The sequence below is a fragment of the Butyrivibrio sp. AE2032 genome, assembly GCF_000702965.1.
Window position 1 is genome coordinate 2319627 of sequence record NZ_JNLF01000003.1, and the last position, 26988, is coordinate 2346614.

Consider the following 26988-nt stretch of genomic DNA (forward strand, 5'->3'; position numbering starts at 1 on the left):
ATTGGTCAAGATTTGCAACTTTTTGATATAAAAATGAAGTGAAAATGAAAGAACTATACACTATAGTAGCATATAGATAGTGTATAGTTTTTTTATTGGTTTATTGGAGGGATTATGGAACTAAGAACCGCATGTTCACCAAAGGACGAGAAATATTACGATACCGCAAGGCTCCGCAGTGAATTCCTTATCGATGACCTTTTCCAGCCTGACGACATTAAGCTGGTTTACAGTCACATCGACAGGATCATCACAGGATCTGCAGTACCTGTAGCTAAGGAGCTCAAGCTCACAGCCGGTGATGAGCTGAGAGCAGAGTATTTCCTGCAGAGACGCGAAATGGGTGTCATCAACATAGGTGGTGCAGGTGTTATCACCATTGACGGCAAGAAGTACGACGTTGAGTACAAGCAGGGAATGTACATAGGAATGGGAGCAAAAGATATTTCTTTTGCCAGCAAGGACTCATCAAAGCCTGCAAAGTTCTACATCAACAGCGCACCTGCTCATAAGACTTATCCTACAGTTCTTATTAAGAGAGAAGGAACTCCTTCTGAGGACGTAGTGATCATCAAGGATGAGAACAAGAAAGAGCTTGGAAGCCTTGAGGGAGCTAATCACAGAGTTATCAATAAGTACATTCTTCCAGGACAGGTTGAGACCTGCCAGCTGGAGATGGGAATGACAGAGCTTAAGCCCGGATCAGTGTGGAACACAATGCCATGTCACACCCACGACAGAAGAATGGAAGTTTATCTTTACTTTGATATGCCTGAGGATGCACTGGTTATGCACTTCATGGGAGAGCCTCAGGAGACAAGACACATCATCATGAGAAATGAACAGGCAGTCATCAGCCCAAGCTGGTCAATCCACTCAGGCTGCGGAACCCAGGCATACACATTCATCTGGGGAATGGTTGGAGAGAATCAGGATTTCGACGACATGGACGACTGCGCAATGCAGGATTTACTTTAAACAAACACAAATTAGGAGGGAAATATAATGGGAGACTTTTTAAAGAACTTTTCACTTGAAGGCAAGGTAGCATGGATCACAGGTGCTTCCTACGGCCTTGGACTTGCTTACGCAGTAGCTTATGCTGAGAGCGGAGCAAAGATCGTATTCAACGATATCAATCAGGAACTTGTTGATAAGGGACTTGCTGAGTACGAGAAGCGTGGTATTAAGGCTTTTGGTGCTGTATGCGATGTAACAAAAGAGGATCAGGTTCAGAAATTCGTTGCTGACGTTGAGGCTAATGTTGGTACAATCGACATTCTTGTTAACAACGCAGGTATCATCAAGAGAATTCCTATGCATGAGATGAGCGTTGAGCAGTGGAACCAGGTTATCGATGTAGACCTTACAGGTCCATTCATCTGCTCAAAGGCTGTAATTCCTGCTATGATGAAAAAGGGATCAGGTAAGATCATCAATGCATGTTCAATGATGTCTGAGTTTGGCCGTGAGACAGTTTCTGCTTATGCAGCAGCTAAGGGCGGACTTAAGATGCTTACAAGAAACATCTGCTCTGAGTATGGTCAGTACAACATCCAGTGCAACGCTATTGGACCTGGCTACATTGCAACACCTCAGACAGCACCTCTTCGTGAGAAGCAGCCTGATGGATCAATGCATCCATTCGACAGATTCATCCGTTCAAAGACACCTGCTCAGAGATGGGGCAAGACAGAGGATCTTATGGGCCTTGCTGTATTCCTTGCTTCACCTGCATCTGATTTCATCAACGGACAGGTTGTTTATATCGATGGTGGTATCTCAGCTTACATCGGTCAGGATCCAGGAAACCTTGATCCATCCAAGTTTACAGATATCGATGAGAGTCAGGCACAGTAAGTATTTTTTATAAAAGAAAGGCATAAAAATGGATAAGATTTGCGAAGAACTTTACAAAATTGGAATCGTTCCAGTAATCGCTATTGACGATGCTAAGGACGCAGAGCCTCTTGCTGAGGCACTTATAAAGGGCGGACTTCCTGCTGCAGAGGTTACTTTCCGTACAGCAGCTGCTGAGGAAGCAATCAGGATCATCTCTGAGAAGTTCCCTGAGATGGTTGTAGGAGCCGGAACAGTATTAAATGCTGAGCAGGCTGACAGAGCAAAGGCTGCAGGTGCTAAGTTTATTGTTAGCCCTGGATTCAACAGATCAAATGTTGAGTATATCTTAAGCCTTGGTGTTCCTTGCGTTCCAGGAACAGCAACTCCCGGTGAGGTTGAGCAGTGCATCGAGCTTGGACTTGACTGCGTTAAGTTCTTCCCTGCTGAGCAGAACGGCGGAATCGCTAAGATCAAAGCTATGGCTGCTCCATATACAAAGATGCACTTCATGCCTACAGGCGGCGTAAATAAGAACAACTTAAACGACTATCTTGGATTCAACAAGGTATTCTGCGCAGGCGGAAGCTGGATGGTTAAAAAGGATCTTATCGCTGCTGGCAAGTTTGACGAGATCGAAGCTATGACAAGAGATGCTGTTAACACAATGCTTGGATTTACTATGAAGCATGTAGGCATCAATCAGCCTGATGCTGCTTCTGCAGAAGCTACAGCTGATAAGTTTGATTCACTCTTTGGCTTCACAAAGAAGGTTGGAAATTCTTCAGTCTTTGCTGGTTCAGTAGTTGAAGTGATGAAGTCACAGGGCCGTGGCACATGTGGTCACATTGCTATCGGAACCAACAACGTAGACAGAGCTGTTTACCACCTTGGAAGACAGGGCGTGAAGTTCGACGAGAGCTCTTTTGCATATGATGCTGACAATCATCTTAAGGTTGCATATCTTGCTGACGATTTCGGCGGATTTGCAGTACATCTTGTTAAGAATTAATTTTGGAGGATTATTATTATGTCAAAGAAAGTAGTTACATTTGGTGAGATCATGTTACGTCTTCAGCCTGACAACTATTTAAGATTTGTTCAGGTTGATCATCTTGAGGCAACATTTGGAGGTGGAGAGGCAAACGTTTCTGTTTCACTTGCAAATTATGGCCTTGATTCAGTATATGTTACAAAGCTTCCTACCCACGAGATTGGTCAGGCAGCAGTTAATTCACTTAGAAAGTACGGCGTAGATACATCCAAGATCACAAGAGGTGGTGACAGAGTTGGTATCTACTTCAATGAGAAGGGTGCTTCCCAGAGAGGTTCAAAGTGCATTTACGATAGAGCACATTCTGCAATTGCAGAGGCTGTTCCTTCAGACTTTGACTGGGACGAGATCTTTGAGGGCGCAGAGTGGTTCCACTTCACAGGTATCACTCCTGCTGTAAGCGATTCTCTTGCAGGTATCACACTTGAGGCAGTTAAGAAGGCTAAGGAGCATGGACTTACAGTTTCCTGCGACCTTAACTACAGAGGAAAGCTCTGGAGCAAGGAAAAGGCCGGAAAGGTTATGGGAGAGCTTTGCAAGTATGTTGATGTTTGCATCGCTAACGAAGAGGATGCTGGCGACGTATTTGGTATCAAGGCTTCTTCTACAGACGTAACCACAGGTAAGCTCAACAGAGAGGGTTACATCGAAGTTGCTAAGAAGCTCACAGATCAGTTCGGCTTCAAGAAGGTAGCTATCACACTTCGTGAGTCTATCTCAGCTAACGACAACAACTGGAGCGCAATGCTCTACACAGACGGAGAGGCTTACTTCTCCAAGAAGTATGCACTTCACATCGTTGACCGTGTAGGCGGCGGTGATTCCTTCGGCGGCGGACTTATCTACAGCTGTGTAAATGGATTTGCTCCTCAGGAGACAATCGAATTTGCAGTTGCTGCTTCTGCTCTTAAGCACTCAATTGAAGGAGACTTCAACCTGGTTACTGTTGACGAAGTCAACAAGCTTGCTGGTGGAGACGGATCTGGACGAATTCAGAGATAAAAAGTTTATAAAAAAGCGTCATGTATGTTTCAATACATGGCGCTTTTTCTGTATAATGTATACGGAGGACAAGCGCTTTATGAAGCTGGATAAAACTACGGAAACCATGCTGATTTTTATATCAGTACTGGTTATTCTTCTAACTTCATACTATGTAGAACGGGTTTGCTCTAATAATACTGTGGCCTCTGAATACAGTAAGAATTTAAGCCTCACAGGCTCCAGATTGTCTGATGAGGTTTATGCTACTGTGGACAAAAGCGCAGATTCTTCAAGCAGCAAAGGTTATGTGAACAGCTATGAGATTACAATCTACAATGATTCAAGGGCAAGTCTCAGTAACTGGATTGCATTTTTGAATGTAGGTGAAAATGCTAAGATCCTGGATAGTTGGAATGCAGGAGTGACTTTGCTTGATAACGGTAGCCTTATGATCACCCCGGAGTATTACAACCTCTATTTTGATCCCGGATATTATATAGATTTTGGATTTACCCTCGAGACCAAAGAAGCTTTTTTTCCTACTGATATTGAATTTAGGGCTTACAGTTCCAAGGTTATGGGTGGAACCATATTCAGGAAGATAATTTATGTTGCTCTTGCTATATGGGCAGTATTGTTTGTGGGATTTCTTGTTACCGGTGTTAACCTTAGAAATTACAAGGAAAAGCAAAAGAACGACGTAAGGATTATCCTTCAGTCTATGAATACATTCATAAGTTTCATAGATGCTAAGGACCCATACACCAGGGGCCATTCAAGACGAGTTGCCATGTATGCGGCTGAAATTGCCAAGAGAATGAGGCTTTCGGAGGATGAGATCCAGAATATCTACTACGCAGGATTACTTCATGATGCCGGGAAGATCAGTATTCCGGATGCGGTTCTGAACAAGCCAGGAGTCCTGACAGAAGAGGAGAGGAAGCTGATCCAGGATCACACCGTAGCCGGAGGAAAGATGCTTAAGCAGCTGTCATCACTTCGTGGAATAAGGGAGACAGCTCTTTATCACCATGAGAGATACGATGGAACAGGATATCCGGAAGGGCTTAAGGGTGAGTCGATACCTCTTTATGCAAGGATCGTTGGCGTAGCGGATTCCTATGATGCCATGTCCAGTAACAGAGTGTACAGGCGCCACCTTAACAAGGATGAGATCATAGAGGAAATCCAGCAGGGAAGCGGAACTCAGTTTGATCCTGAAATAGTAAGCTACATGGTAGACATGATTAACGATGGATACGTAAACGTAGTAAAGATGGAAACAGCTGAACATGAGGAAGGCTCTTCAGACTTCCACCTGACAGAGGATGATATCCCCGGAGTATACATGGGATTTTAATAAAAGATTTATTGCCACAATATAATCTCATTCGTATAAAAGGGTGATCAGGAAATAAGTTTTAAGGTATGTAAAGGAGGAAAATTCATGGCAAACGATAAGGATTATAATCTTAATTCAAGTAAGATTGACGATGATGAACTGCTTGGTGTAAGTGGCGGAAAGATGATGACGGAGCACCTTACCTTCAAAAAGTCCACTAAGGTAAACAAGACCAATACTTTATATAGCGGAGAAGTTACCCAGAAAAACAGCAATCTCCTTTACAAGGATGATGATCGCGTACGTGATCTGCCTTTAGATGGGCCTAAGCTTTGCTGATATTTCGTCTTCCATAAAGGTGGCCATCAAATTCTTTGAAGTAGGTCTCTTCGATCTTTTTCATGAAAAGAGTTACCTCTCTATCTTCGAAGAATAGCTGGAAATGGATGGAACCCACAGATTCACCGATGAGATGAATGCGGATATAGAGAACGTTGTCTCTGGTAAAGACAGCGCCAGCGGTATATGCGTTTTCATAAATGGGAAAGAGCCCTTCACACATGCTTTGGATTCCGAAGTATATTGTGTGGAGGGTATTTTTTTGCTCAAAAGAAATATTGGAGGCTCCGTCCTGGGACAGGCGTAAATGCAGCTTTTCAAAGCCCTGAGAATTCTCTTTAAGGCTGTAGGTAAGGCTTATGCAGCCATCGGAATCACCCCCTGAAAGCGACCTGATAAAGTCCGGAATTTTGCTGGTAGCGGTAAAGGCACCGGTATAGCTGTAGCTTTCGGGAAGATGGGGAGGAGCAATGGATAAGGTATCTGCAAAGGCGCAAAGCTCTCGGTAGGCACTGGGATCAGACTCACAGCTCTTTTCCCCGGTTTCATCTAGAAGATACCTGTACAAAGTGTCGTAGATGACCTGATTGCCTCCCTGGTACCCCTGGGTGTCAGCAGTAGTCACTATGAGCATATCCTTGGAAGGGATGCTTATGGCCAGCTGACCACCCATGCCATAGAGCACAAAGCCGCCCTTTTCGTTCTGCCAGATCTGCATTCCATAGCCCTGAGCTTCGCTGGGAATGGGACCTGTCATGTAGTTGTCAGATAGGTTACCTGTGGCTTCTTCCACAAACTCTTTTGGCAAAAGAGATCTCTCCTGCCCATCAGAGCAGATTACAGTCCCCTTCTTGTGAAGGATATATAAGAATTTAAGGATGTCCATAGGAGTTGCCATAAGTCCGCTTCCGCCCATGGAAACACCAAAGGGATCCTTTAGCATGTAGGAATCTTTGGAGAAATCTACCTGATATAGGATGCTGTCCTTGAGATATGTGAGCATGTCTTTTCCTGAGAGCTTCTCCACAAGTGCGCAGAGAACATGAGCCGCTGAGGTGTCATAGTGAAAGACTGTTCCCGGCTTATGGGTGGGAGGTGTCACAAAAAAGCTCTTTACCCAGTCGGATTTCATATCTACCTTGTAGGTGGTTTGAGCGTGACAGGTTCGCATCATGAGAAGGTTACGGACGGTCATCTGCCTTATCCAGGGATGTGTGCTTTCGTCTGTGTACTCAGGGAAATATGATGTGATTGGAGCATCAAGATCCACTTTGCCTTCAGAAGCTAAAAGACCTATTGCCACTCCGGTAAAGCTCTTACTGATGGAAAACATCCTGTGGAGAGTATCTGCTTTGTAGGGAGCATAGTACTTCTCGAAGATCAGCTTATCATTTTTCATGATAAGCAGACTGTGCATGGGAATGGATTTTTCCTGCAGGGTCTTTAGAACTTTTTCTATGTTTTTTGAGGACAGTGAAACTTCTTCGGGAATGGCTCTTTCAAAGGCAAACATGACTCTCTCCTTAATGTTTATGCTGATAAAATTAGTATACCATGATATCGCGCATTGCTTATCTGTGGTATCGCGCATTGCTTAGCGAGGTTTTGCACGAGCTTAGCAATAAGCATACCAAGAAATGAGACGAGGTATTAACGAGTCCATTTCTGTGGTATAATTTAAAATTAGTTAGAAAAAGAGTTGTGAGGTAATTTATGTCTTCTATTATTCAGAACAATCAGGTTTTTAATAACGAGATCCCTTTTTGCAGGGTTTACAGTATTGAGAGCAAGAAGCAGCTGGAAGAAAGATTCCTGGCTCATCGCATTTCATACTTCATCGAGTGGCAGGATAAGTCTTTTATCCAGAGACTTTTTGACAGAAGCAAGAGCAAGATTGTATGCACCTTCAGGATCAACAAGGGTGATATCTTAAAGGCCAGAGAACTTTCCCAGGGTATCGAGGGTATCAAGTTCAAGGATTATGGCGAGATCAAGAACACTGAGCGCATCCGCAGAAGGAGCGAGGCAGTCAGAGATGAGAGCACAGGTCTCGAGATGCCTGAGCTTAGGATTGAGAACAGAGCAAATGGCTCTGATGAGGAAGAAGAGTAATTTTGGCAGATAATAAACGTATAAAAAAGCAGACCACAATTAAGAAGACTGCAGAGCAGCCAAAGAGTAAGAGCCGCTGCCCTGTCTTTAAGAAGTGTGGCGCATGTCAGATGATCGATACTCCATACGAGCAGCAGCTTCGGAAAAAGCACGCCCATGTGGCGGAGCTTTTGAAGCCTTACTGCAAGGTGGAGTCTTTTATCGGAATGGAGAAACCTGAGCATTACAGATGCAAGGTCCATTCTGTCTTTACCCACGACAGGAAGGGTAATCCACTTTCAGGAATATACAGAGAGGGTAGTCACGAGGTAGTACCTGTTGACAGCTGCCTTTTGGAAGATGAGAAGGCTGATGCTATCATCGCTTCCATAAGGGGCATGCTTAAGTCCTTCAAGATAAAGACCTATGATGAGGACAACGGCTTTGGACTTTTACGCCATGTCCTTATAAGGATTGGAAAGAACACCGGAGAGATCATGGTAGTACTGGTCACAGTGTCTCCGATTTTTCCATCCAAGAACAACTTTGTAAAAGCTCTTTTAAAGGAGCACCCTGAGATCACTACCATTGTGATCAATGTAAATGACAAACAGACCAGCATGATACTGGGAGATAAGGAGAAGGCCATCTATGGCCCGGGATTTATCTACGATATCTGCTGTGGGATGAAGTTTAAGATCAGCCCTAAGTCCTTCTACCAGGTTAATCCCATTCAGCAGGAGGTACTCTACAAAAAGGCTATAGAGATGGCAGATCTTAAGGGGGATGAGGTGGCTCTTGACTGCTACAGCGGTGTAGGAACCATTGGACTTATTGCCAGTCCCCATGTAAAAGAAGTTATATCTGTTGAAGTTAATAAGGACGCAGTTAAGGATGCAATCCTGAACGCTAAGATAAACGAGGTCAAAAACATAACCTTCTACCAGAACGATGCTACAGTTTTCATGCAGCAGATGGCGGATTCCGGAGATAAGGTGGATCTGGTCTTCATGGATCCTCCAAGAGCAGGTTCAACACCTGAGTTTATAGGGTCGCTGATCACCCTTGCACCTAAGAAGGTAGTTTATATCTCCTGCAGTCCTGACTCTCTGGCAAATGACCTTAAGCTCATTACAAAGGGTGGTTATAAGGCCGAGAAAGCTATTCCCGTAGACATGTTCCCATTTACACGTGGGTGCGAAACAGTCGTACTCTTAACGAAGACAAACTAGAGCGGAACATCCTTATGAAACTGCAACGAGGTGGACAATGAAAGAGAAGATAAGATCATGGCTAAGGCCATCTGGTAAAAAGACAGACATAATAATAGTTGCGCTGATCTTAACAACTGTTATGGTGTTTGCAGGTGATTTGCTGGGATATTACTCAACTATGGTCATTCCGTTTAAGGCAGCCGTAGCCCTTTTGACGCCCAATGAGGATATCAATGAATTCGCATCATTGTACTACGAATTTATAGGTATCTGGGTTTTCTTTTTTCTTTTTTGTATAGTCAAATACAATCGTCCAATAATGGCAAAGCTTGCCATAAACAAGAAGGCGCTTAAAGGAATGCTCATAGGAGCGCTCCTTGGCTTTGGTACTAATGGGATCTGCATTCTTGGTGCGGCTATTATGGGTGACATAAAGCTGTCCTTTAGTGAGATCAATCCCGGGCTGATAATCTTTTTTATCATAGTCGTATGTATTCAGTCGGGAGCGGAAGAGCTATGTGACAGAATATACCTCTATCAGAAGATGCGAAGAAGGTTTAAGTCACCTGCAGTTGCCTTTATCGTGAATTGTCTGTTCTTTGCTTCAATGCATGCATTTAATCCGGGAGTTACGTTTTTTTCTCTTTTCTCAATTTTCGTAGTTGCAATTTTATATACGTTTCTTATCTACTATTATGACAATGCCTGGATGGCCATAATGACACATGCATTTTGGAATTATACCCAGAATATAGTGTTCGGACTTCCTAACAGCGGAATTGTCTCCCAATATTCAGTATTCAAGCTGGAAGCAGCATCCGCCAGAGATGGATTTTTCTACAGTGCAGCCTTTGGAGTTGAAGGCAGCTACGCAGCAGTTCTCGTGAACATTATCTGCATAGTGGTGATAATCCTGCTTAACAGAGGTAAGGGTGAAAAGAATGATACCTGGGCCGAGATGGCTTGATAGAATGCAACGGGAACGATCCTTTGGGCAGATGCAGCCAGACCTTTGAAAATGCGCAGTTCTCGCACGAGGCGATGATTTTCAGAATAAAAATAACAGCAAGTGCCGATTGCTTTGAGCAACGTCGAAATGAGGCACTTGCTGTTTTTTTTATTCTAGAAAATCACAACGCAGGAGCAAACAAGTATTTTTGAAGGTCTGGCTGCATCTGCCCAAAGGACCGTTCCCATGGAATTAGGCTCTTTAATTCATCTCTTTCAGGAGCTTCTCAGCTGCTACAAGGCGGACACAGACTGTGAAGATCTCCATGGCCAGCTTAAGGTCTGTGAGATTAGGGAAAGTAGGAGCGATACGGATGTTGGAATCATGAGGATCCTTTCCGTAAGGATAGGTTGCTCCTGCACCGGTCATTGTAACACCGGCTTTTTTAGCTCTGTCTACGATGGCCTTGGCGCAGCCTTCAGGGGCGTCAAAGCTGATGAAGTAGCCTCCCTTTGGCTTTGTCCAGCTACCGATTCCGCAAGGAGTAAGATCTCTGTCAAGAGTCTCAAGTACTGCCTCGAACTTAGGACGGATGATAGCTGCATGTTTCTTCATGTGGGCTTTCATGCCTTCAAAGTCTTTGAAGAAACGAACGTGTCTGAGCTGGTTAACCTTGTCGTGACCAATGGTCTGGATACTGAGCTGGTTCTTGATCTCTTCAAGGTTGTTTAATGAGGTTGCTATAGCTGCAATTCCGCTACCAGGGAAGGTTATCTTGGAAGTGGAAGAGAATTTGTAAACCATGTCGGGGCTTCCGGCTTTTTTGCATTCCTCAAGGATTTCGATGAGGTAATCCTGATTGTCATCGTAAAGGTGGTGAACGCCGTAAGCGTTATCCCAGAAGATACGGAAGTCTCTTGCTGCTGGACGAAGACGGGCAAAGCGTCTTACTGTTTCATCTGAGTAGGAGTAGCCCTGTGGGTTTGAATATTTGGGAGTACACCAGATTCCTTTGATTGCCTCGTCGTGTGATACAAGACGTTCAACCTCATCCATATCAGGACCTGTAGGAGTCATCTGAACCGGGATCATCTCGATTCCAAAATATTCTGTAATAGCAAAATGTCTGTCATAGCCGGGAACAGGGCAAAGGAACTTAACCTTTGGAAGCTTGCCCCAGGGAGTATTGCCCATAACACCGTGAGTATAAGCTCTTGATACGGTATCGTACATAACGTTCAGAGAGGAGTTGCCATAGATGATGATGTTCTCAGGCTTGTTCTCCATCATGGCACCAATGAGAACCTTGGCTTCCTTGATTCCGGTAAGTACTCCGTAGTTACGGCAGTCTGTGCCATCCTCGCAGGAAAGGTCTGCTTCTGAATTGAGGGCATCCATCATTTCCATTGAAAGATCAAGCTGTTCTCTACAGGGCTTTCCTCTTGCCATGTTGAGGGAAAGTTCCATCTCCTGATACTTTTTATATTCAGCCTTGAGCTCAGTTACTACCATCTCAAGCTCCTGCTTGCTCATGTCTGCATATTTCTTTGTTTCACTCTGAACCTTGGGCATTTTACTCCTCCTATGGACCGACATCCTTTTTTGATTTAATCTTCTTAAAAGAATATAACACTATCTGCTCAACTTCAAGAGTTTAATGTGTTAAAATGATGATATAGGGATTCAAGGTTGCAAGATTTCTGTGCTTGCACGGATAATTTTGCAACTTTGAAGACCGAACAAACATGAGGAAGTAGCACTATGGTGCGGATTCCGAATGTTTGAGACCTGCGGGAATGACGCAGTCATGAAGCAGGTCGTATATCATCGTTTTATAGGGAGATTGGAATGAATTTACGCGAACTAAAGATTGGACAATCTGCTGTCATTAAAGCTGTCGGTGGCGAGGGAGCTTTAAGGCAGCATTTCCTTGATATGGGAGTTATTCCCGGAACAGAGGTCACTATTATAAAATACGCACCACTTGGCGACCCTATGGAGCTGCAGATCCACGGCTATGAACTGACCCTAAGACTTGCAGATGCAGAAAAAATAGAGATAGAACAGATACCTGAACGTACCAATAAGCACGAGAGGATCTCAGCAATTGAGCCCTCAGAACATCCCGGGATCGGTGAGGATGGAAAGTACCATCTTAAAGGGGATGGGGACAAGCTTCCCGACGGCTCATTCCTTACTTTTGCCCTGGTGGGAAACCAGAATTGTGGCAAGACCACTCTTTTCAATCAGCTCACAGGAGCTAATCAGCATGTAGGAAACTTCCCGGGAGTTACAGTGGACAGAAAGGATGGTCCCATAAAGGATTTCCCTAACACCATGGTGACTGACCTTCCCGGAATCTATTCCATGTCTCCCTACAGTTCAGAGGAGATTGTATCAAGAAATTTCGTATTAAATGATAAGCCCAGGGCTGTCATTAACATTGTTGATGCCACTAACATCGAAAGAAATCTGTATCTTACCATGCAGCTTCTTGAGATGGATATTCCCATGGTTGTGGCACTTAATATGATGGACGAAGTAAGGGGCAACAACGGCTCCATAGATATCAACAGGATGGAGTCTTTACTTGGTGTGCCTGTAGTTCCTATCTCTGCTGCTAAAAATGAAGGCGTTGCGGAGGTTATACGTCACGCTGTTCATATTGCCCAGTATCAGGAAAAACCACTGAAGCAGGATTTTTGCAGCAAGAGCGATCACGGCGGAGCAGTCCACAGAGCAATACATGCGGTAGAATCTATCCTTGAGGCCCATGCAGAAAAGGCAGATGTTCCCCTTAGATTTGCCACCACAAAGGTAATCGAGGGAGACAGCATTGTCCTTCGGCAGATGGATCTTAGCGACGATGAAAAAGAGATGATAGAGCGCATCATACTTCAGATGGAGAAGGAGAGCGGAATGGACAGAAGCGCAGCCATTGCTGACATGCGCTACGACTTCATCGAAAGAGTGTGTGAGCAGACTGTGGTAAAGCCCATGGAGAGCAAAGAAAGGATCCGTTCTGAGAAGATCGACAAGATCCTCACCGGAAAATGGACTGCAATTCCCTGCTTTATCCTTATCATGATCCTGGTGTGCTATCTGACCTTTAATGTGATCGGAGCATTCCTTCAGGACCTTTTAGCTACGGGGATCGACTCCGTTAAGGTAATTACTGAAGGTGCCATGGTAAAGGCCGGAGTCAATGAAGTAATAATGGACCTTGTAATAAACGGAATCTTTGAGGGCGTAGGAAGTGTCCTTAGCTTCATGCCTATAGTAGTTACCCTGTTCTTCTTCCTTTCTCTTATGGAGGACAGTGGATACATCGCAAGAGTGGCCTTTTTCATGGACAAGATCTTAAGAAGGATAGGACTTTCCGGAAGAAGTATCGTGCCTCTTCTTATTGGCTTTGGATGTACAGTTCCTGCAGTTATGGCCACAAGAACGCTGCCCTCAAGGCGTGATCGAAGGATGACAATTCTTCTTACACCCTTCATGAGCTGCTCTGCAAAGGTGCCAATCTATGCATTTTTCGTAAGTGCCTTTTTCCCCGGCCACGGAGGACTGGTTATGGTGGCACTGTACCTTCTTGGAATCCTGGCAGGTGTCATGATAGCAGTAATATACAAAAAAACTTTCTTCAAGGGCGAGGCTGTTCCCTTTGTTATGGAACTTCCAAATTACAGACTTCCCGGAGCAAAGAACGTGTACAGGCTCCTTTGGGAGAAGGCAAAGGACTTTTTTACCAGAGCCTTTTCAGTTATCTTCATTGCTACGATCATTGTCTGGTTCCTTCAGGGATTTGACATGCATTTCAACATGGTGGAAGATTCCTCCCAGAGTATCATGGCTAATATTGCAGGTGTCATGGTGCCTATCTTTGTGCCCCTTGGCATAGGAGACTGGAGAGTTGTCACATCCTTTATTTCAGGTTTCATCGCTAAAGAGAGCGTTGTGGCAACCATGGAGATGCTCTTCGAAGGCGGAGTGGGCAATGCCCTCACAACTGGTATGGCAGCAACTATCCTTGTTTTCTCACTTCTGTACACACCCTGTGTTGCAGCTATCGCATCCATCAAAAGAGAACTTGGCAAAAAGTACGCTGTCCTGGTGGTGCTTTGGCAGTGTGCTCTGGCATGGCTTGCAGCCTTTGTCTGCAGACTGGTCTTTATGGCCCTTGGAATGTAACAATAGAAGTAAGAAACACCTTTTTGAGTTTGGCAAACTATGCTATACTATAGTCTGGTTACATACTTATATAGAAAGTGATTGCAAAGTTTATGGAGTCGAAGAAGCAGTACAGTAAACGAATCCGTAATTTGCGCAGACTGATCTTAACGACAGTAGCAGCAGCCTGTCTTGTTCCTACATGTATTTGTGTCATCCTGGCTATCAGGTATGACAGATTGAATGACCGGTACGAGCAGTCGGAGGCCAACCTTGCCTGGTACAGGGACAGGTATGGCAGTGAGAAGGAAATCCTGTCTTCTGAGGAAGAGGAAACCGTTGCCGACAGCTCTTTTCCCATTTCTGAACCTATAGATGGGATGGATGTGGATTATGCCACCATTGAAGTCAGTGGTGCTCAGAATCCTGAGGACATTGAAGGAACCAGATATGTGTATCTGACCTTTGATGATGGGCCCAGTACCTACACGGACGATATACTGGACATCCTCGCGGAATATGATGTGAAGGCTACCTTCTTTGTCTGTGGTAAGCCTGACGCCAAATATACAGATGTTTACAAGAGAATTGTAAGTGACGGACATACCCTGGGTATGCATTCCTACAGTCACAAGTACAGCGAGATTTATTCATCGATGGAATCATATAAGGCGGATCTGGATAAGCTTAGAATCTTCCTTTATGAGACCACAGGAGTCTGGTCCAAGTACTACAGATTCCCGGGAGGCAGTTCCAATAAGGTCAGCAAGGTTCCTATTACGGAGCTGGTGGATTATCTGGATAACTCAGAGATCACATTTTTTGACTGGAATGTGTCAGCGGGAGATGACAGGGCCGGAGCTACAAAGGATACCATATATGCCAATATTGTGAACAATGTTCCAAGGTTCAAGCACTGCATTGTGCTTATGCATGACGCAGCTGACAAGAGGAGCACGGTTGATGCCCTTCCGGAGATAATTGAAGCGATACAGGCAATGGATGACACAGTGATAGTGCCGATAACCGACGATACGTTACCGGTTCAACATATCAATAAATAAAAGAAAATCATTGAATGGAGGATGAGCAGATGGGATTTTTTTCTGAGCTTAAAAGCGACCTCTCACAGGCAGTGAACACACTGATGCCAGAGGATAAGCCAGAGAGAGAAGCTCTTGATGACAACAAGGTGGGGGAATCAGCACCAAAGCCGGTAGACCTTGACAGTATGCTGGATCGCCTTGATGATATCAGGCTTGATGATGTGACGGAACCTGAGACTTCTGAGGAACCTGCCAAGGCAGAGGATGACCTTAAAGAGGCAGAAGAGGAAGTTGAGGAAGTCCTTGATGAGGTAAAAGAGATCAAGGAAGAGATTAAGGAAGAGGTTAAGGCTGCAAAGGAAGAAGTCCGCGAGGAAGTGGATGAAGCCAAGACTCTTGAGGAGAAGATTGAGGAGGAGACTCTTGCTGAGATCAGCGTAGAGGAGCCAAAGAATGCGTTAGAGGCAATCAATCCATCTCACATCAATAAATATGTTGCTGATGTAAATGCAGAAACTGAAGTAATTAAGAAAAATGGGGGAATTGATACTATGGATTTCGAACAGCAGACACCAACAGATGAAGTAGCCAGCATTACCGAAGGTATGATAGTTAAGGGTGACATTGCCACAACAGGCTCCCTTGACCTTGTAGGAAAGATCACAGGTAACATCAAGTGCCTTGGAAAGCTCAATATTACAGGTGAGATCACAGGTGATTCAGATGCAGCAGAGATTTATGCTGAGTCAGCAAGGATCACAGGTGAGGTTAGAAGTAAGGGCAGCGTTAAGGTTGGACAGAGCACTGTTATCGTTGGTAACATCTTTGGTTCAAGCGCAGTTATCGCTGGCGCTGTAAAGGGCGACATCGACGTTCACGGACCTGTTGTTCTTGATACAACAGCTATCGTAATGGGTAACATCAAGTCTCAGTCAGTACAGATCAACAACGGTGCTGTTATCGAAGGTATGTGCTCACAGGCTTATGCTGATGTTAATCCTTCAGAGTTCTTTGAGGGACTTAAGAATAGATAATTTAAAAACGGAGACGATATGAGAATATTATTAAAGCTCAGTGGAGAAGCACTTGCAGGTGAGAAGAAGACAGGTTTTGATGAGGAAACTGTCAGAAAGGTAGCACTGCAGGTTAAGCAGCTTATTGATGATGGCTGTCAGGTAGGTATTGTAATTGGCGGCGGAAATTTCTGGAGAGGCAGAAGCAGCGAGAACATTGATCGCACAAAGGCAGATCAGATCGGAATGCTCGCTACTATAATGAACTGCATCTATGTTTCTGAGATTTTCAGAAGTGTTGGTATGATGACAAACATCCTTACTCCTTTTGAGTGTGGATCTTTCACAAAGCTCTTTTCAAAGGACAGAGCTAACAAGTACTTTGAGAAGAACATGGTGGTATTCTTCGCAGGAGGAACAGGTCATCCATACTTCTCAACAGATACAGGAGTTGTCTTAAGGGCTATCGAGGTTGAGGCAGATTACATCCTTCTTGCTAAGGCAATTGATGGTGTTTATGACAGTGATCCTGCTAAAAACCCTGATGCAAAGAGATATGATACTATCTCCATTGATGATGTTATTGCACAGAATCTTCAGGTAGTTGATATGACGGCTTCTATCCTGGCAAGGGACAACAAGGTTCCTATGAGGGTATTTGCCCTTCAGGAAGAGAACAGCATCGTAAAGGCTGCTTCAGGAGATTTTAACGGAACAACAGTTACTACATAAAAATGCCTAGGAGGAAAAGGGTATGAACGAAAGACTTAAGAGTTTTAATGACAAAATGCAGAAGTCATATGATTTTCTCAAGGAAGATCTCGCATCAATCCGTGCCGGACGTGCTAATCCCAAGGTCCTGGACAAGATAAAGGTTGATTACTACGGAGCACCTACACCTATTCAGCAGGTTGGTAACGTATCTGTTCCTGAGGCAAGGATCATTCAGATCGCTCCTTGGGACAAGACACTTATAAAGGATATCGAGAAAGCTATCATGGCATCTGATCTTGGTATCACACCAAGCAATGACGGTGCTGTTATCAGACTGGTATTCCCAGAGCTTACCGAGGAGCGCAGAAAACAGCTCTCTAAGGACATCCACAAGAAGGGTGAGGAAGCTAAGGTTGCTATCAGAAACATCAGACGTGATGGTAATGATGCTCTCAAGAAGCTTAAGGGAACAGAGGTATCCGAGGACGAGATCGAGGATCTTAACGAAGAGCTTCAGAAGATCACCGACAAGTTCGTTAAGGACGTTGATGCAGCTGTCGAAGAGAAGACAAAAGAGATAATGACAGTATAAAAGGAATCAAGCATGGAAGAAAATTTAAATATTCCTGCACATGTAGCCATCATTTTGGATGGTAATGGAAGATGGGCAAAGGAAAAAGGAATGCCCAGAAACTACGGACATATGCAGGGCGCAAAGGCTGTAGAGGATATTCTTGTGGACGCTAGGGACATGGGAATAAAGTATCTTACAGTTTATGCATTCTCAACTGAGAACTGGAGTCGTCCTGAGGCAGAGGTTTCTGCCCTCATGACGATTTTGCGTAATTACCTGAAGACAAGTATAAAGAAATCCATGAAGAACAATGTGCGCTGCCGTGTTATTGGTGAGCGCTCAAAGCTCTCTGCAGATATCCAGGATGCCATAAATGAACTGGAAGAGGCCACTAAGGATAACACCGGACTGACCTTTACCATTGCTATTAATTATGGCAGCAGGGATGAGATCACAAGAGCGGTTCGCAAGGTGGCTGATAAAGTAGCTGCCGGAGAGATAGCATCTTCTGACATCACAGAGCAGATGATCACAGAGAATCTGGATACCAATTTCCTTCCGGATCCTGATCTTCTTATCCGTACCTGCAATGAGCAGAGGATTTCCAACTTCCTTCTGTGGCAGTGCGCATATGCAGAGTTTTACTACACTCCCGTGGCTTGGCCTGATTTCAACAAGGCAGAACTTGAAAAGGCTGTAGAGTCATATTCAGGGCGTAATCGTAAATTTGGTGGGCTTAAAACGTGAAGACTAGAGTAATTAGTGGCATAATAATAGGACTTATTCTGGCCGGTGTTTTGATCCCCGGAGGGTACATACTTCTGGCTGCATTGTTTATAGTATCATTAGTGGGGTACTATGAACTGGTCAGAGCCACAGGAGTACATAAGGAAGGTGAGAAGGTCAACGCCCTGGAGGTTTGTGGCTTTATATCCATCGTGGTCCACTATGTGCAGATGACCGTCACCAGAGAGTACAGATATTTCATCTTTTCTCTGATGTTTGCTTTCTTCCTGATAATGGTTTGTTATGTGCTGAACTTCCCTAAGTTCAACGCAACGCAGGCGATAGCAGCATTTTTCTGCTTTATCTATGCCCCGGTGAATATGTCTTTTATCTACCTGTTAAGGGAAAGACCTCTTGGAATATATTTCGCCTGGATACCATTCATCGCCTGGGTTTGTGACACCTGTGCGTACTTTGCAGGAAGAGCCCTGGGTAAGCACAAGCTTGTACCGATCCTTTCTCCTAAGAAGACTGTGGAGGGAGCAATTGGCGGAGTTATCGGAGCTGTGGCAGTTGGAGCTGTTTTTGGATATCTCCTTTACAGAAATGAGACCCACGATGTTTCAGTGATCATAGTCCTTATAGTAATTACCTTTGTGGGCAGCATTATTTCCCAGCTTGGAGACCTGCTGGCATCGGGAATTAAACGTGATCACAACATTAAAGATTATGGCAATATCATCCCCGGACACGGCGGGATTATGGACAGGTTTGACAGTGTTATCTTTGTTACACCTTGCATCTATTTCCTGGCTGCAGTACTGGCGCCACTCCTTAAGTGACGGTGGCAACCTTGGGGGTAATGTGGTATCATTTCTAATGTACTGAATTATATTTTTTTGAATTGTAGCATCCTGTTTGGGACACCAGTACAGGGTGCTTTTTATGTAATAGGACTTTGTTACGAGGTAATCAGATGAGAAAGATAGTTTTACTTGGGTCAACGGGATCCATCGGGACCCAGACTCTGGATGTTGTAAGAAATAACCCCACTGAGCTGGAAGTAATCGGTCTTGCAGCCAACAGCAGAGTGGCTGATGTAGAGGCACAGGTCAGGGAATTTAAGCCTAAGTACGTTTGTATGTATAGTGAATCTGCGGCAAAAGAGCTGCAGGAGAAGATTTCAGATACCGGCATCAAGGTACTTACAGGCATGGATGGACTTCTTGAGATAGTATCCGTCCCTGAAGCAGATACAGTCCTTACTGCAGTTGTTGGAATGATCGGTATTCAGCCTACCATCCGTGCAATTGAAAGTGGAAAGGACATCGCTCTTGCCAACAAGGAGACTCTGGTTTGTGCAGGACATATCATCATGCCTCTTGCAAAGGAAAAGAATGTGCAGATCCTTCCTGTGGATTCAGAGCACAGCGCTATTTTCCAGTCACTTAACGGAGAGCCAAAGGATAAGGTGGAGAAGATCCTTCTTACAGCCAGCGGCGGACCCTTCAGAGGGAAAAAGAGATCTGAGCTGGAGAACATGACAGCAGCAGATGCCCTTAAGCACCCTAACTGGGATATGGGACCAAAGGTTACCATAGATTCCTCATCCCTGGTCAACAAGGGACTGGAAGTTATGGAAGCCAAGTGGCTCTTTGGAGTAGACCTTGATCAGATCCAGGTAGTAGTACACCCCCAGAGCATTGTTCACAGTGCAGTTCAGTTTACTGACGGTGCAGTGATCGCACAGCTTGGAGTTCCTGATATGAAGCTTCCTATCCAGTACGCACTCTTTTACCCGGATAGAAGACCTATGAATGAAAAGAGACTTGATCTGTTTGAACTTGGTTCTCTTACCTTTGAAAAGCCTGACACTGATACCTTCAGAGGTCTTGCCCTTGCCTTTGATTCAGCAAGAGCAGGTGGCAGCATGCCTACAGTATTTAACGCTGCCAATGAGATGGCGGTAAAGAGATTCCTTAAGGGCGACATCAGGTATCTTGAGATCTACAGCATGATAGAGGAAGCTATGGAGCACCACAAGAGGATCGAGAATCCTACTGTGGCTGAAATTCTTGCAGCAGAGCAGGAGACCTATGAATTCCTTGGAAAGAAGTACAACATATAATGGCAATTAGTATACTGATTTTTTTCTTAATGTTTGGACTCCTTGTGACCTCCCATGAATTGGGGCATTTCCTTATTGCCAAGGCAGGAGGCATAAGAGTTAATGAGTTTTTCATCGGAATGGGACCTACCCTTTGGAAAAAGCAAAAGGGTGAGACTCTGTACAGCATAAAGCTTCTTCCCATAGGTGGAGCCTGTGTCTTTGACGGCATGGATCCCTTGGCGGAGGAGAAGGAAGGCTATGACGAGAGATCCTTTTTAAACGCTCCTGTCTGGAGAAGGATTGCCACACTCTTTGGTGGACCCTTCGCCAACTTCCTGATCGGTTACATTCTGGCAGTGGTACTGGTGCTTTTTTCAGCCTGGGATTTTCCTGTTATTTCTCAGATGACAGAGGACTCAGCAGCTCAGGAGGCAGGAATGCTTCCCGGGGATAAGATCATCAGCGTTGACGGCGAAAAGGTCTACATGGCTGCAGAGGTAACTTTGATCTCGCAGTTTGCTGAAGGAAGCCCTATGGATATCGTCTATGAGAGAGACGGTGAAAGACATGAGACCACTATTTTACCTAAGTACAGCGAAGAGGCCGGCCGTTACTACATGGGAATTTATCTGGGAGAGTATGGAGCCATAGAAGGACCACAGGCCCTTAAGTACGCCTGGTATCAGGTACGGTATTATTTCAAGAACACCTACAGAAGCCTTGCACTTTTGGTAAAGGGAAGGCTATCAAAGGACGATGTATCCGGACCTGTGGGAATGGTAAAGATGGTGGATGACACCTATGACGAGGTAAGACCCTATGGCATTTCGGCAGTGATCCTTACGATGCTGTCACTTACGGTGCTTCTTTCCATTAACCTGGGAGTTATGAACCTTCTTCCCCTTCCGGCTCTGGACGGCGGAAGACTGGTGTTCCAGTTTATAGAAGTTATCGTAGGTAAACCTGTTCCCGCAGAAAAAGAGGGATTTGTGCACATGATCGGCATGATAGCTCTCATGGGACTGATGGTGTTTATACTGTTTAATGACATTAGTAAATTTACAAGGTAATTTTGCGTGGAGGCGCACAACATGGCATATCGTGACAATACTAAAGTGATACATATTGGCGACAGAGTGATCGGAGGAGGTAATCCCGTTCTTATCCAGTCCATGACCAACACAAGGACTGAGGATGTGGCAGCTACAGTTGCCCAGATAAGGCGCCTTGAAGAGGCCGGCTGCGAGATCATAAGGAGCACAGTTCCCACTCTTGAGGCTGCAAAAGCTCTTTCTGAGATAAAGAAGCAGATCCATATTCCAATTGTTGCGGATATCCATTTTGACTATAAGATGGCCATTGCTGCCATGGAAAACGGCGCTGACAAGATCAGGATCAATCCGGGAAATATCGGATCAAAAGACAGGATCGCAGCTGTAGTATCCTGTGCAAAGGAAAGAAATATCCCTATCAGAGTTGGCGTTAACAGTGGTTCTTTGGAAAAAGACCTGGTTGAGAAATATGGCGGCGTTACAGCAAAGGGACTTGTGGAGAGCGCCCTTGATAAGATCGGAATAATCGAGGATCTTGGCTATGACAATATGGTAGTCAGCATTAAGTCCTCCAATGTTATGCTCTGTGTAGAGGCTCATGAGCTGCTGGCAGAAAAGTGTAACTATCCTCTTCACGTGGGAATCACAGAAGCCGGCACAGTTTACGGAGGAAACATCAAGTCAGCTGTTGGCCTTGGAATCATCCTTAATAAGGGCATTGGTGACACCATAAGAGTTTCTCTTTCAGGTGATCCTGTTGAGGAGATCAAGTCTGCCAAGATGATCCTTAAGACCCTTGGTATGAGAACAGGAGGAATCGAAGTTGTTTCCTGTCCTACCTGTGGAAGAACAAAGATCGATCTTATCGGACTGGCTAATCAGGTAGAGACCATGGTTCAGGGCTATGATCTTGATATCAAGGTTGCTGTAATGGGCTGCGCAGTTAACGGCCCCGGAGAAGCCAGGGAAGCAGATATAGGAATTGCCGGAGGAGTAGGTGAGGGACTACTCATTAAAGGCGGAGAAGTAATAAAGAAGGTTAAAGAGGACGAGCTTTTGTCCACTTTAAAGGATGAGTTGGATAGCTGGCCATCTAAGTAACAGGTAATAGTTTTGAGGTTTTGTTTTTATGGGGAAGTCGTTTTTTGAAGTTTTTCCTGCTTTGAAGCTGGACCAGGACACCAGTGAGATCATGGAGCAGACTGAGGTTGTAAAGGTTTCTACAACCCGTAAGCAGGATTTTATAAGGATATACATCGCCAGCAATAAGCTTATTGATAAGTCGGACATCGTCAAGACAGAGACCAGCATCAAGAAGCAGCTTTTTGGCGAACAGGATATAACCATCAAGATCTATGAGAAATTCAGCCTTTCGGCGCAGTACACCCCTGAGAATCTGCTGGATATCTACAGAGAGAGTATAGAGCTGGAGCTAAAAGACTATGACCATATGGAGTATAGTCTTTTTCGCGCGGCTAATTTTCTTTACCCAGATGAGGGCAATGTTGTCATGCAGCTGGAGAACAGCGTTGTGGGCAAGAAGAAGGCCCCTGACCTGATCCGTGTTCTCTCCAAGATTTTCAACGAGCGCTGCGGACTTTCAGTTGTCTTTTCCCCTGAATTTATAGAGGTTGAGAAGGAGAACAAGGAGCCAGACTACTCCGAAGAATCCTCCAAGATGGCCAAGAGGCTTGAGGAAGTTGAGGAGCAGGAGAGAGAAAAGGCCCTTGAAAAGCAGCAGAAGAAGGAAGCTAAGGAAGCAGCAAAGGCTTCAGGAAGTTCTGAAAAGAGCCCTGCTCCCAAGGCAGATGCTGCAGCTTCAAAGCCTGCCACCACAGGTCAGGCTGATGGCGGCTTTACCAAGGGTAAGACCTTTGGCAAAAGAGATTTCGGAGGAAGCTACAAGAGATCCGATAACCCTGATGTTCTCTTTGGCCGTGACTTTGACGATGAGGCCATGAAGCTCGTTGACCTCGTGGGAGAGCTTGGTGAAGTAACCATCCATGGTCAGATCATTGAGTTTGATAAAAGAGATATCAGAAACGAGAAGTCTATCCTTATCTTTGCAGTTACTGATTTCACAGATTCCATCGCTGTAAAGATGTTTGTAAATACTGAGGATGTTCCTGCCATTACTAAGGACATCAAGATGGGAGCCTTTGTTAAGATCAAAGGTATTGCTGCTGTGGATAAGTTTGACCATGAGCTTTCCATCCAGTCAGTTGTGGGAGTAAAGAAGATTCCTGACTTTACCACCAAGCGTGTGGATCATGCTGAGGTTAAGAGAGTAGAGCTTCACTGCCATACCAAGATGAGTGATATGGATGGCGTTTCAGAAGTTAAGGATATAGTAAAGCAGGCCTACAAGTGGGGAATGCCCGGTATCGCCATTACTGACCACGGCGTTGTTCAGTCCCTTACAGATGCAAACCACGTCTGGGAGGATCTCTACGGCGCTGAAAAGAGCAGAAGGAAAGAGGCAGGTGAGCCTCCTATCGACCGTCAGGATTTCTTTAAACTGGTCCTTGGTGTAGAGGCTTATGTAGTTGATGACCTGAAGGAGATAGTAGTAAACGACAAGGGTCAGAAGCTGGATGACACCACCTTTGTAGTATTTGATATTGAGACCACAGGTTTTTCGCCTATAAAGAATAAGATCATTGAGATCGGTGCGGTAAAGATCCGTAACGGTGAGATCATAGACCGCTTTTCTGAGTTCATAAATCCAAAGGTTCCAATTCCCTACAGGATTGAGAAACTCACCAGCATCACTGATGAGATGGTAATGGGAGCTCCCACCAGGGAAGTGATCATTCCTAAGTTTGTGGAGTTCTGTGAAGGAGCTGTCCTTGTAGGACATAACGTAGCCTTTGATATCAGCTTCATCAACCAGAACTGCGAGGATCTGGGAATACCTGCGGATTATACGACCGTTGATACTTTGTGGCTTTCAAGATATTTCTTCCCGTTGCAGGCGAAGCACACTCTGGATACAGTTGCCAAGACGCTTAACATCGTTCTTGGTCACCACCACAGAGCTGTTGATGATGCGGAGTGTACAGCCCTTATCTTCAACAAGTTTCTGCCAATGCTAAAGGAACAGGGAGCTGAGGACTTAACTCAGGTCAATATCCTTGGTAAGCCCACACCTGAGATGATAAGGCACCTTCGCCCTAACCACTGCATTATCCTTGCTAAGAATACACTGGGCAGAGTCAATCTCTACACCCTGGTCAGCAAGTCACATATAGACTACTTCAGAAGATTCCCTCTTATACCTAAGAGTGAGCTTATCAAGTACAGAGAGGGACTTATTGTTGGTTCAGCCTGCTGTGCAGGTGAGCTTTATGGCGCTGTTGTGGAGGGAAGACCTCCCCAGGAGATCTCAAGGATCGTCAGCTTCTACGACTACCTGGAGATCCAGCCTGTAGCCAACAACCACTTCATGGTTGACTCCGAGAGATACGAGGATATCAACAGTGATGATGATATCCGTGAAATAAATAAAGAAATCGTTCACCTTGGTGAACAGTTTGGCAAACCTGTTGTTGCCACCTGTGACGCTCATTTCCTGAATCCTGAGGATGAGATCTACAGGACTATAATCATGGCCGGTAAGGGAATGAATGACGAGGAGCCGGCACCTCTTTTCCTGAGGACCACTGACGAGATGATGGAGGAATTCGATTATCTTGGAGGAGACAAGGCAAAAGAGATCGTCATCGATAATACCAGACGCATCCTGGATATGTGCGATTCCATATCCCCGGTACGTCCTGATAAGTGTGCCCCTGTCATTGAAAATTCCGATGAGATCCTGACAAAGATCTGTTACGACAAGGCCCATGAGATCTATGGAGAGGAGCTTCCCGAGATAGTTAAGGAGCGTCTTGAGAGGGAGCTTAATTCAATTATCAAGAACGGTTTCGCCGTTATGTATATCATTGCCCAGAAGCTGGTTTGGAAGTCCAATGAGGACGGATATCTGGTAGGTTCCAGAGGATCCGTTGGTTCTTCCTTCGTGGCATTTACTTCGGGAATTACGGAGGTTAACTCCTTAAGCCCACACTATGTGTGCCCTAACTGTAAGTACAGTGATTTTGATTCACCTGAGGTTTTGGCTTTCGGTGGTAACTCGGGCTGTGATATGCCTGACAAGATGTGCCCTAAGTGCGGAACTAAGCTTTACAAGGACGGCTTTGATATTCCTTTCGAGACCTTCCTTGGATTCAAGGGAGACAAGGAGCCTGATATCGACCTTAACTTCTCCGGTGAGTACCAGTCAAAGGCTCACAAATATACGGAGGTTATCTTTGGTTACGGTCAGACCTTCAGAGCTGGAACTATTGCTTCACTGGCTGATAAGACTGCTTATGGTTTCGTTAAGAAGTACTATGACGCACTTGGAGTCAGCAAGAGAAAGAGCGAGATAAACAGAATAGTTCAGGGCTGTACCGGTATAAGACGTGGTACAGGTCAGCACCCGGGAGGAATCATAGTTCTTCCAGTGGGAGAGGATATCAATTCCTTCTGTCCTGTTCAGCACCCGGCCAACGATATGACAACGGCCACCATTACCACACATTATGATTACCACTCAATTGACCATAACCTTTTGAAACTTGATATTCTCGGACATGATGATCCTACCATGATAAGGTTCTTGCAGGACTGCACAGGGATGGATCCCAAGACTGTGCCACTGGATGACAAGAAGGTAATGAGTCTTTTCATGAATACAGAAGCTCTTGGTGTCACTCCGGATCAGATCGGAGGAACCAAGCTTGGATGTCTTGGACTTCCTGAGTTTGGAACAGACTTCGCTATGCAGATGGTTATCGATGCCCAGCCGAAATCTCTTTCCCATCTCATAAGGATTTCGGGTCTGTCCCACGGTACAGACGTATGGCTCGGCAATGCTCAGACCCTGATCCAGGAGGGTAAGGCTACAATTGATACCTGTATCTGCTGTCGTGACGATATTATGATCTACCTGATCCAGAAGGGACTGGATAAGTCAGAGTCCTTCAAGATCATGGAGGCTGTTCGTAAGGGTAAGGTTGCCAAGGGCAAGGAGAGCAACTGGGATACCTGGAAGCAGGATATGATCGATCATGGTGTGCCTGACTGGTACATCTGGTCCTGTCAGAAGATCAAGTACATGTTCCCTAAGGCCCATGCAGCAGCTTACGTTATGATGGCCTGGAGAATTGCGTATTTCAAGGTTTATATGCCACAGGCGTTCTATGCAGCCTGGTTCAGTATAAGAGCAAAGGCCTTCAACTATGAGCACATGTGCCAGGGTGAGAACCACCTTCACAGCATCATGAGGGACTATGCAAACAGGAAGGACGAGCTTAGTAACGCCCAACAGGCGGAGTACGGCGATATGAGACTGGTTGAGGAGATGTACGAGCGAGGCATCGAATTCATGCCTATCGACATTTTCCGTGTAAAATCCAGAGAGTTTCAGGTGATTGATGACAAGATCATGCCTTCCCTTACCAGTATCGATGGTATGGGTGAGAAGGCTGCAGACCAGATCGTGGAAGCAGCCAAGGATGGTCCTTTCCTTTCAAAGGATGACTTCAGACAGCGCACCAAGTGCCCTCAGACTGTTATTGATAAGATGGCCAACATGGGACTTTTGGGAGATATTCCGGATTCTAACCAGATTTCTCTGTTCGATTTGATGAAGGGGATGTAAGATAAAAGGTAGGAATAATTATTGCAGAGGTAAAAGGCATTGAAAAACAAAAGCATTATAGATA

At 45.0% G+C, this 26988-nt stretch carries 22 protein-coding genes; 20 read left to right on the forward strand and 2 right to left on the reverse strand.

Annotated elements, in window-relative coordinates:
- Positions 1-114 precede the first annotated feature (114 nt).
- From kduI to BO18_RS12175, 6 genes are all read left to right on the forward strand, one after another.
- Positions 115-978 (forward strand): 5-dehydro-4-deoxy-D-glucuronate isomerase, encoded by an 864-nt coding sequence (kduI, locus tag BO18_RS12150; RefSeq protein ID WP_034446486.1) that lies wholly within the window; start codon positions 115-117, stop codon positions 976-978.
- A gap of 27 nt (positions 979-1005) precedes the next feature.
- Entirely contained in the window at positions 1006-1860 is an 855-nt protein-coding gene (locus BO18_RS12155) for a gluconate 5-dehydrogenase (protein WP_034446488.1), read from the forward strand.
- A 28-nt stretch (positions 1861-1888) separates the two neighbouring features.
- Positions 1889-2851 (forward strand): bifunctional 4-hydroxy-2-oxoglutarate aldolase/2-dehydro-3-deoxy-phosphogluconate aldolase, encoded by a 963-nt coding sequence (locus tag BO18_RS12160; protein WP_034446489.1) that lies wholly within the window; start codon positions 1889-1891, stop codon positions 2849-2851.
- Positions 2852-2869: 18 nt separating this feature from the next.
- Positions 2870-3895, forward strand: a complete 1026-nt coding sequence (locus BO18_RS12165; RefSeq protein ID WP_034446490.1) for a sugar kinase — start codon at positions 2870-2872, stop codon at positions 3893-3895.
- A gap of 79 nt (positions 3896-3974) precedes the next feature.
- A complete protein-coding gene (locus tag BO18_RS32725; RefSeq protein ID WP_051688689.1) occupies positions 3975-5237 on the forward strand; it encodes an HD domain-containing phosphohydrolase in 1263 nt (420 codons plus the stop codon).
- An 87-nt stretch (positions 5238-5324) separates the two neighbouring features.
- Positions 5325-5558 carry a hypothetical protein gene (locus BO18_RS12175; protein WP_034446492.1) on the forward strand — a complete coding sequence of 78 codons (234 nt, stop codon included), beginning with the start codon at positions 5325-5327 and terminating at the stop codon, positions 5556-5558.
- Here BO18_RS12175 and BO18_RS12180 read toward each other — a convergent pair.
- Positions 5545-7071, reverse strand: coding sequence for a serine hydrolase domain-containing protein (locus BO18_RS12180; RefSeq protein ID WP_034446494.1), 1527 nt, complete (start codon positions 7069-7071; stop codon positions 5545-5547). The two genes, BO18_RS12175 and BO18_RS12180, sit on opposite strands and share 14 nt — an antisense overlap.
- 200 nt (positions 7072-7271) lie before the next feature.
- Here BO18_RS12180 and BO18_RS12185 point away from each other — a divergent pair, with 200 nt between their 5' ends.
- From BO18_RS12185 to BO18_RS32730, 3 genes are read left to right on the forward strand one after another with little or no spacing between them, the layout of a single operon-like run.
- Positions 7272-7670 (forward strand): hypothetical protein, encoded by a 399-nt coding sequence (locus BO18_RS12185; RefSeq protein WP_034446496.1) that lies wholly within the window; start codon positions 7272-7274, stop codon positions 7668-7670.
- 2 nt (positions 7671-7672) lie between these two features.
- Positions 7673-8881, forward strand: coding sequence for a 23S rRNA (uracil(1939)-C(5))-methyltransferase RlmD (gene rlmD / locus BO18_RS12190; RefSeq protein ID WP_185752416.1), 1209 nt, complete (start codon positions 7673-7675; stop codon positions 8879-8881).
- Positions 8882-8918: 37 nt separating this feature from the next.
- Positions 8919-9830, forward strand: a complete 912-nt coding sequence (locus BO18_RS32730; RefSeq protein WP_051688690.1) for a CPBP family intramembrane glutamic endopeptidase — start codon at positions 8919-8921, stop codon at positions 9828-9830.
- A gap of 243 nt (positions 9831-10073) precedes the next feature.
- On the opposite strand, the gene BO18_RS12200 is transcribed toward BO18_RS32730, so the two are convergent.
- A complete protein-coding gene (locus BO18_RS12200; RefSeq protein WP_034446497.1) occupies positions 10074-11384 on the reverse strand; it encodes an aminotransferase in 1311 nt (436 codons plus the stop codon).
- Between the two features lie 276 nt (positions 11385-11660).
- Here BO18_RS12200 and feoB point away from each other — a divergent pair, with 276 nt between their 5' ends.
- The 11 genes from feoB (at position 11661) to BO18_RS12255 (ending at position 26924) form a co-directional block, all read left to right on the forward strand.
- Positions 11661-14003 (forward strand): ferrous iron transport protein B, encoded by a 2343-nt coding sequence (gene feoB / locus BO18_RS12205; protein WP_034446498.1) that lies wholly within the window; start codon positions 11661-11663, stop codon positions 14001-14003.
- A gap of 92 nt (positions 14004-14095) precedes the next feature.
- Positions 14096-15046, forward strand: a complete 951-nt coding sequence (locus BO18_RS12210) for a polysaccharide deacetylase family protein (protein WP_034446499.1) — start codon at positions 14096-14098, stop codon at positions 15044-15046.
- Positions 15047-15075: 29 nt separating this feature from the next.
- Positions 15076-16062 (forward strand): polymer-forming cytoskeletal protein, encoded by a 987-nt coding sequence (locus BO18_RS34860; protein WP_034447324.1) that lies wholly within the window; start codon positions 15076-15078, stop codon positions 16060-16062.
- An 18-nt stretch (positions 16063-16080) separates the two neighbouring features.
- Positions 16081-16773: a UMP kinase gene (gene pyrH, locus BO18_RS12220; RefSeq protein WP_034446500.1), complete on the forward strand. Its 693-nt coding sequence runs from the start codon at positions 16081-16083 to the stop codon at positions 16771-16773.
- Positions 16774-16795: 22 nt separating this feature from the next.
- On the forward strand, positions 16796-17347 hold the full coding sequence (gene frr, locus BO18_RS12225) for a ribosome recycling factor (RefSeq protein ID WP_034446502.1): 552 nt from the start codon (positions 16796-16798) through the stop codon (positions 17345-17347).
- 12 nt (positions 17348-17359) lie between these two features.
- On the forward strand, positions 17360-18076 hold the full coding sequence (locus BO18_RS12230) for an isoprenyl transferase (protein WP_034446504.1): 717 nt from the start codon (positions 17360-17362) through the stop codon (positions 18074-18076).
- Positions 18073-18897: a phosphatidate cytidylyltransferase gene (locus BO18_RS12235; RefSeq protein ID WP_034446505.1), complete on the forward strand. Its 825-nt coding sequence runs from the start codon at positions 18073-18075 to the stop codon at positions 18895-18897. The genes BO18_RS12230 and BO18_RS12235 overlap by 4 nt, the downstream gene beginning before the upstream one ends.
- Before the next feature lie 134 nt (positions 18898-19031).
- A complete protein-coding gene (locus tag BO18_RS12240; protein WP_034446506.1) occupies positions 19032-20183 on the forward strand; it encodes a 1-deoxy-D-xylulose-5-phosphate reductoisomerase in 1152 nt (383 codons plus the stop codon).
- A complete protein-coding gene (gene rseP / locus BO18_RS12245) occupies positions 20183-21235 on the forward strand; it encodes an RIP metalloprotease RseP (RefSeq protein WP_051688693.1) in 1053 nt (350 codons plus the stop codon). Before BO18_RS12240 ends, rseP begins: the two co-directional genes overlap by 1 nt.
- A 21-nt stretch (positions 21236-21256) precedes the next feature.
- Positions 21257-22318, forward strand: coding sequence for a flavodoxin-dependent (E)-4-hydroxy-3-methylbut-2-enyl-diphosphate synthase (ispG, locus tag BO18_RS12250; protein ID WP_034446507.1), 1062 nt, complete (start codon positions 21257-21259; stop codon positions 22316-22318).
- A 28-nt stretch (positions 22319-22346) separates the two neighbouring features.
- Positions 22347-26924: a PolC-type DNA polymerase III gene (locus BO18_RS12255; protein ID WP_034446509.1), complete on the forward strand. Its 4578-nt coding sequence runs from the start codon at positions 22347-22349 to the stop codon at positions 26922-26924.
- Positions 26925-26988: the final 64 nt, after the last annotated feature.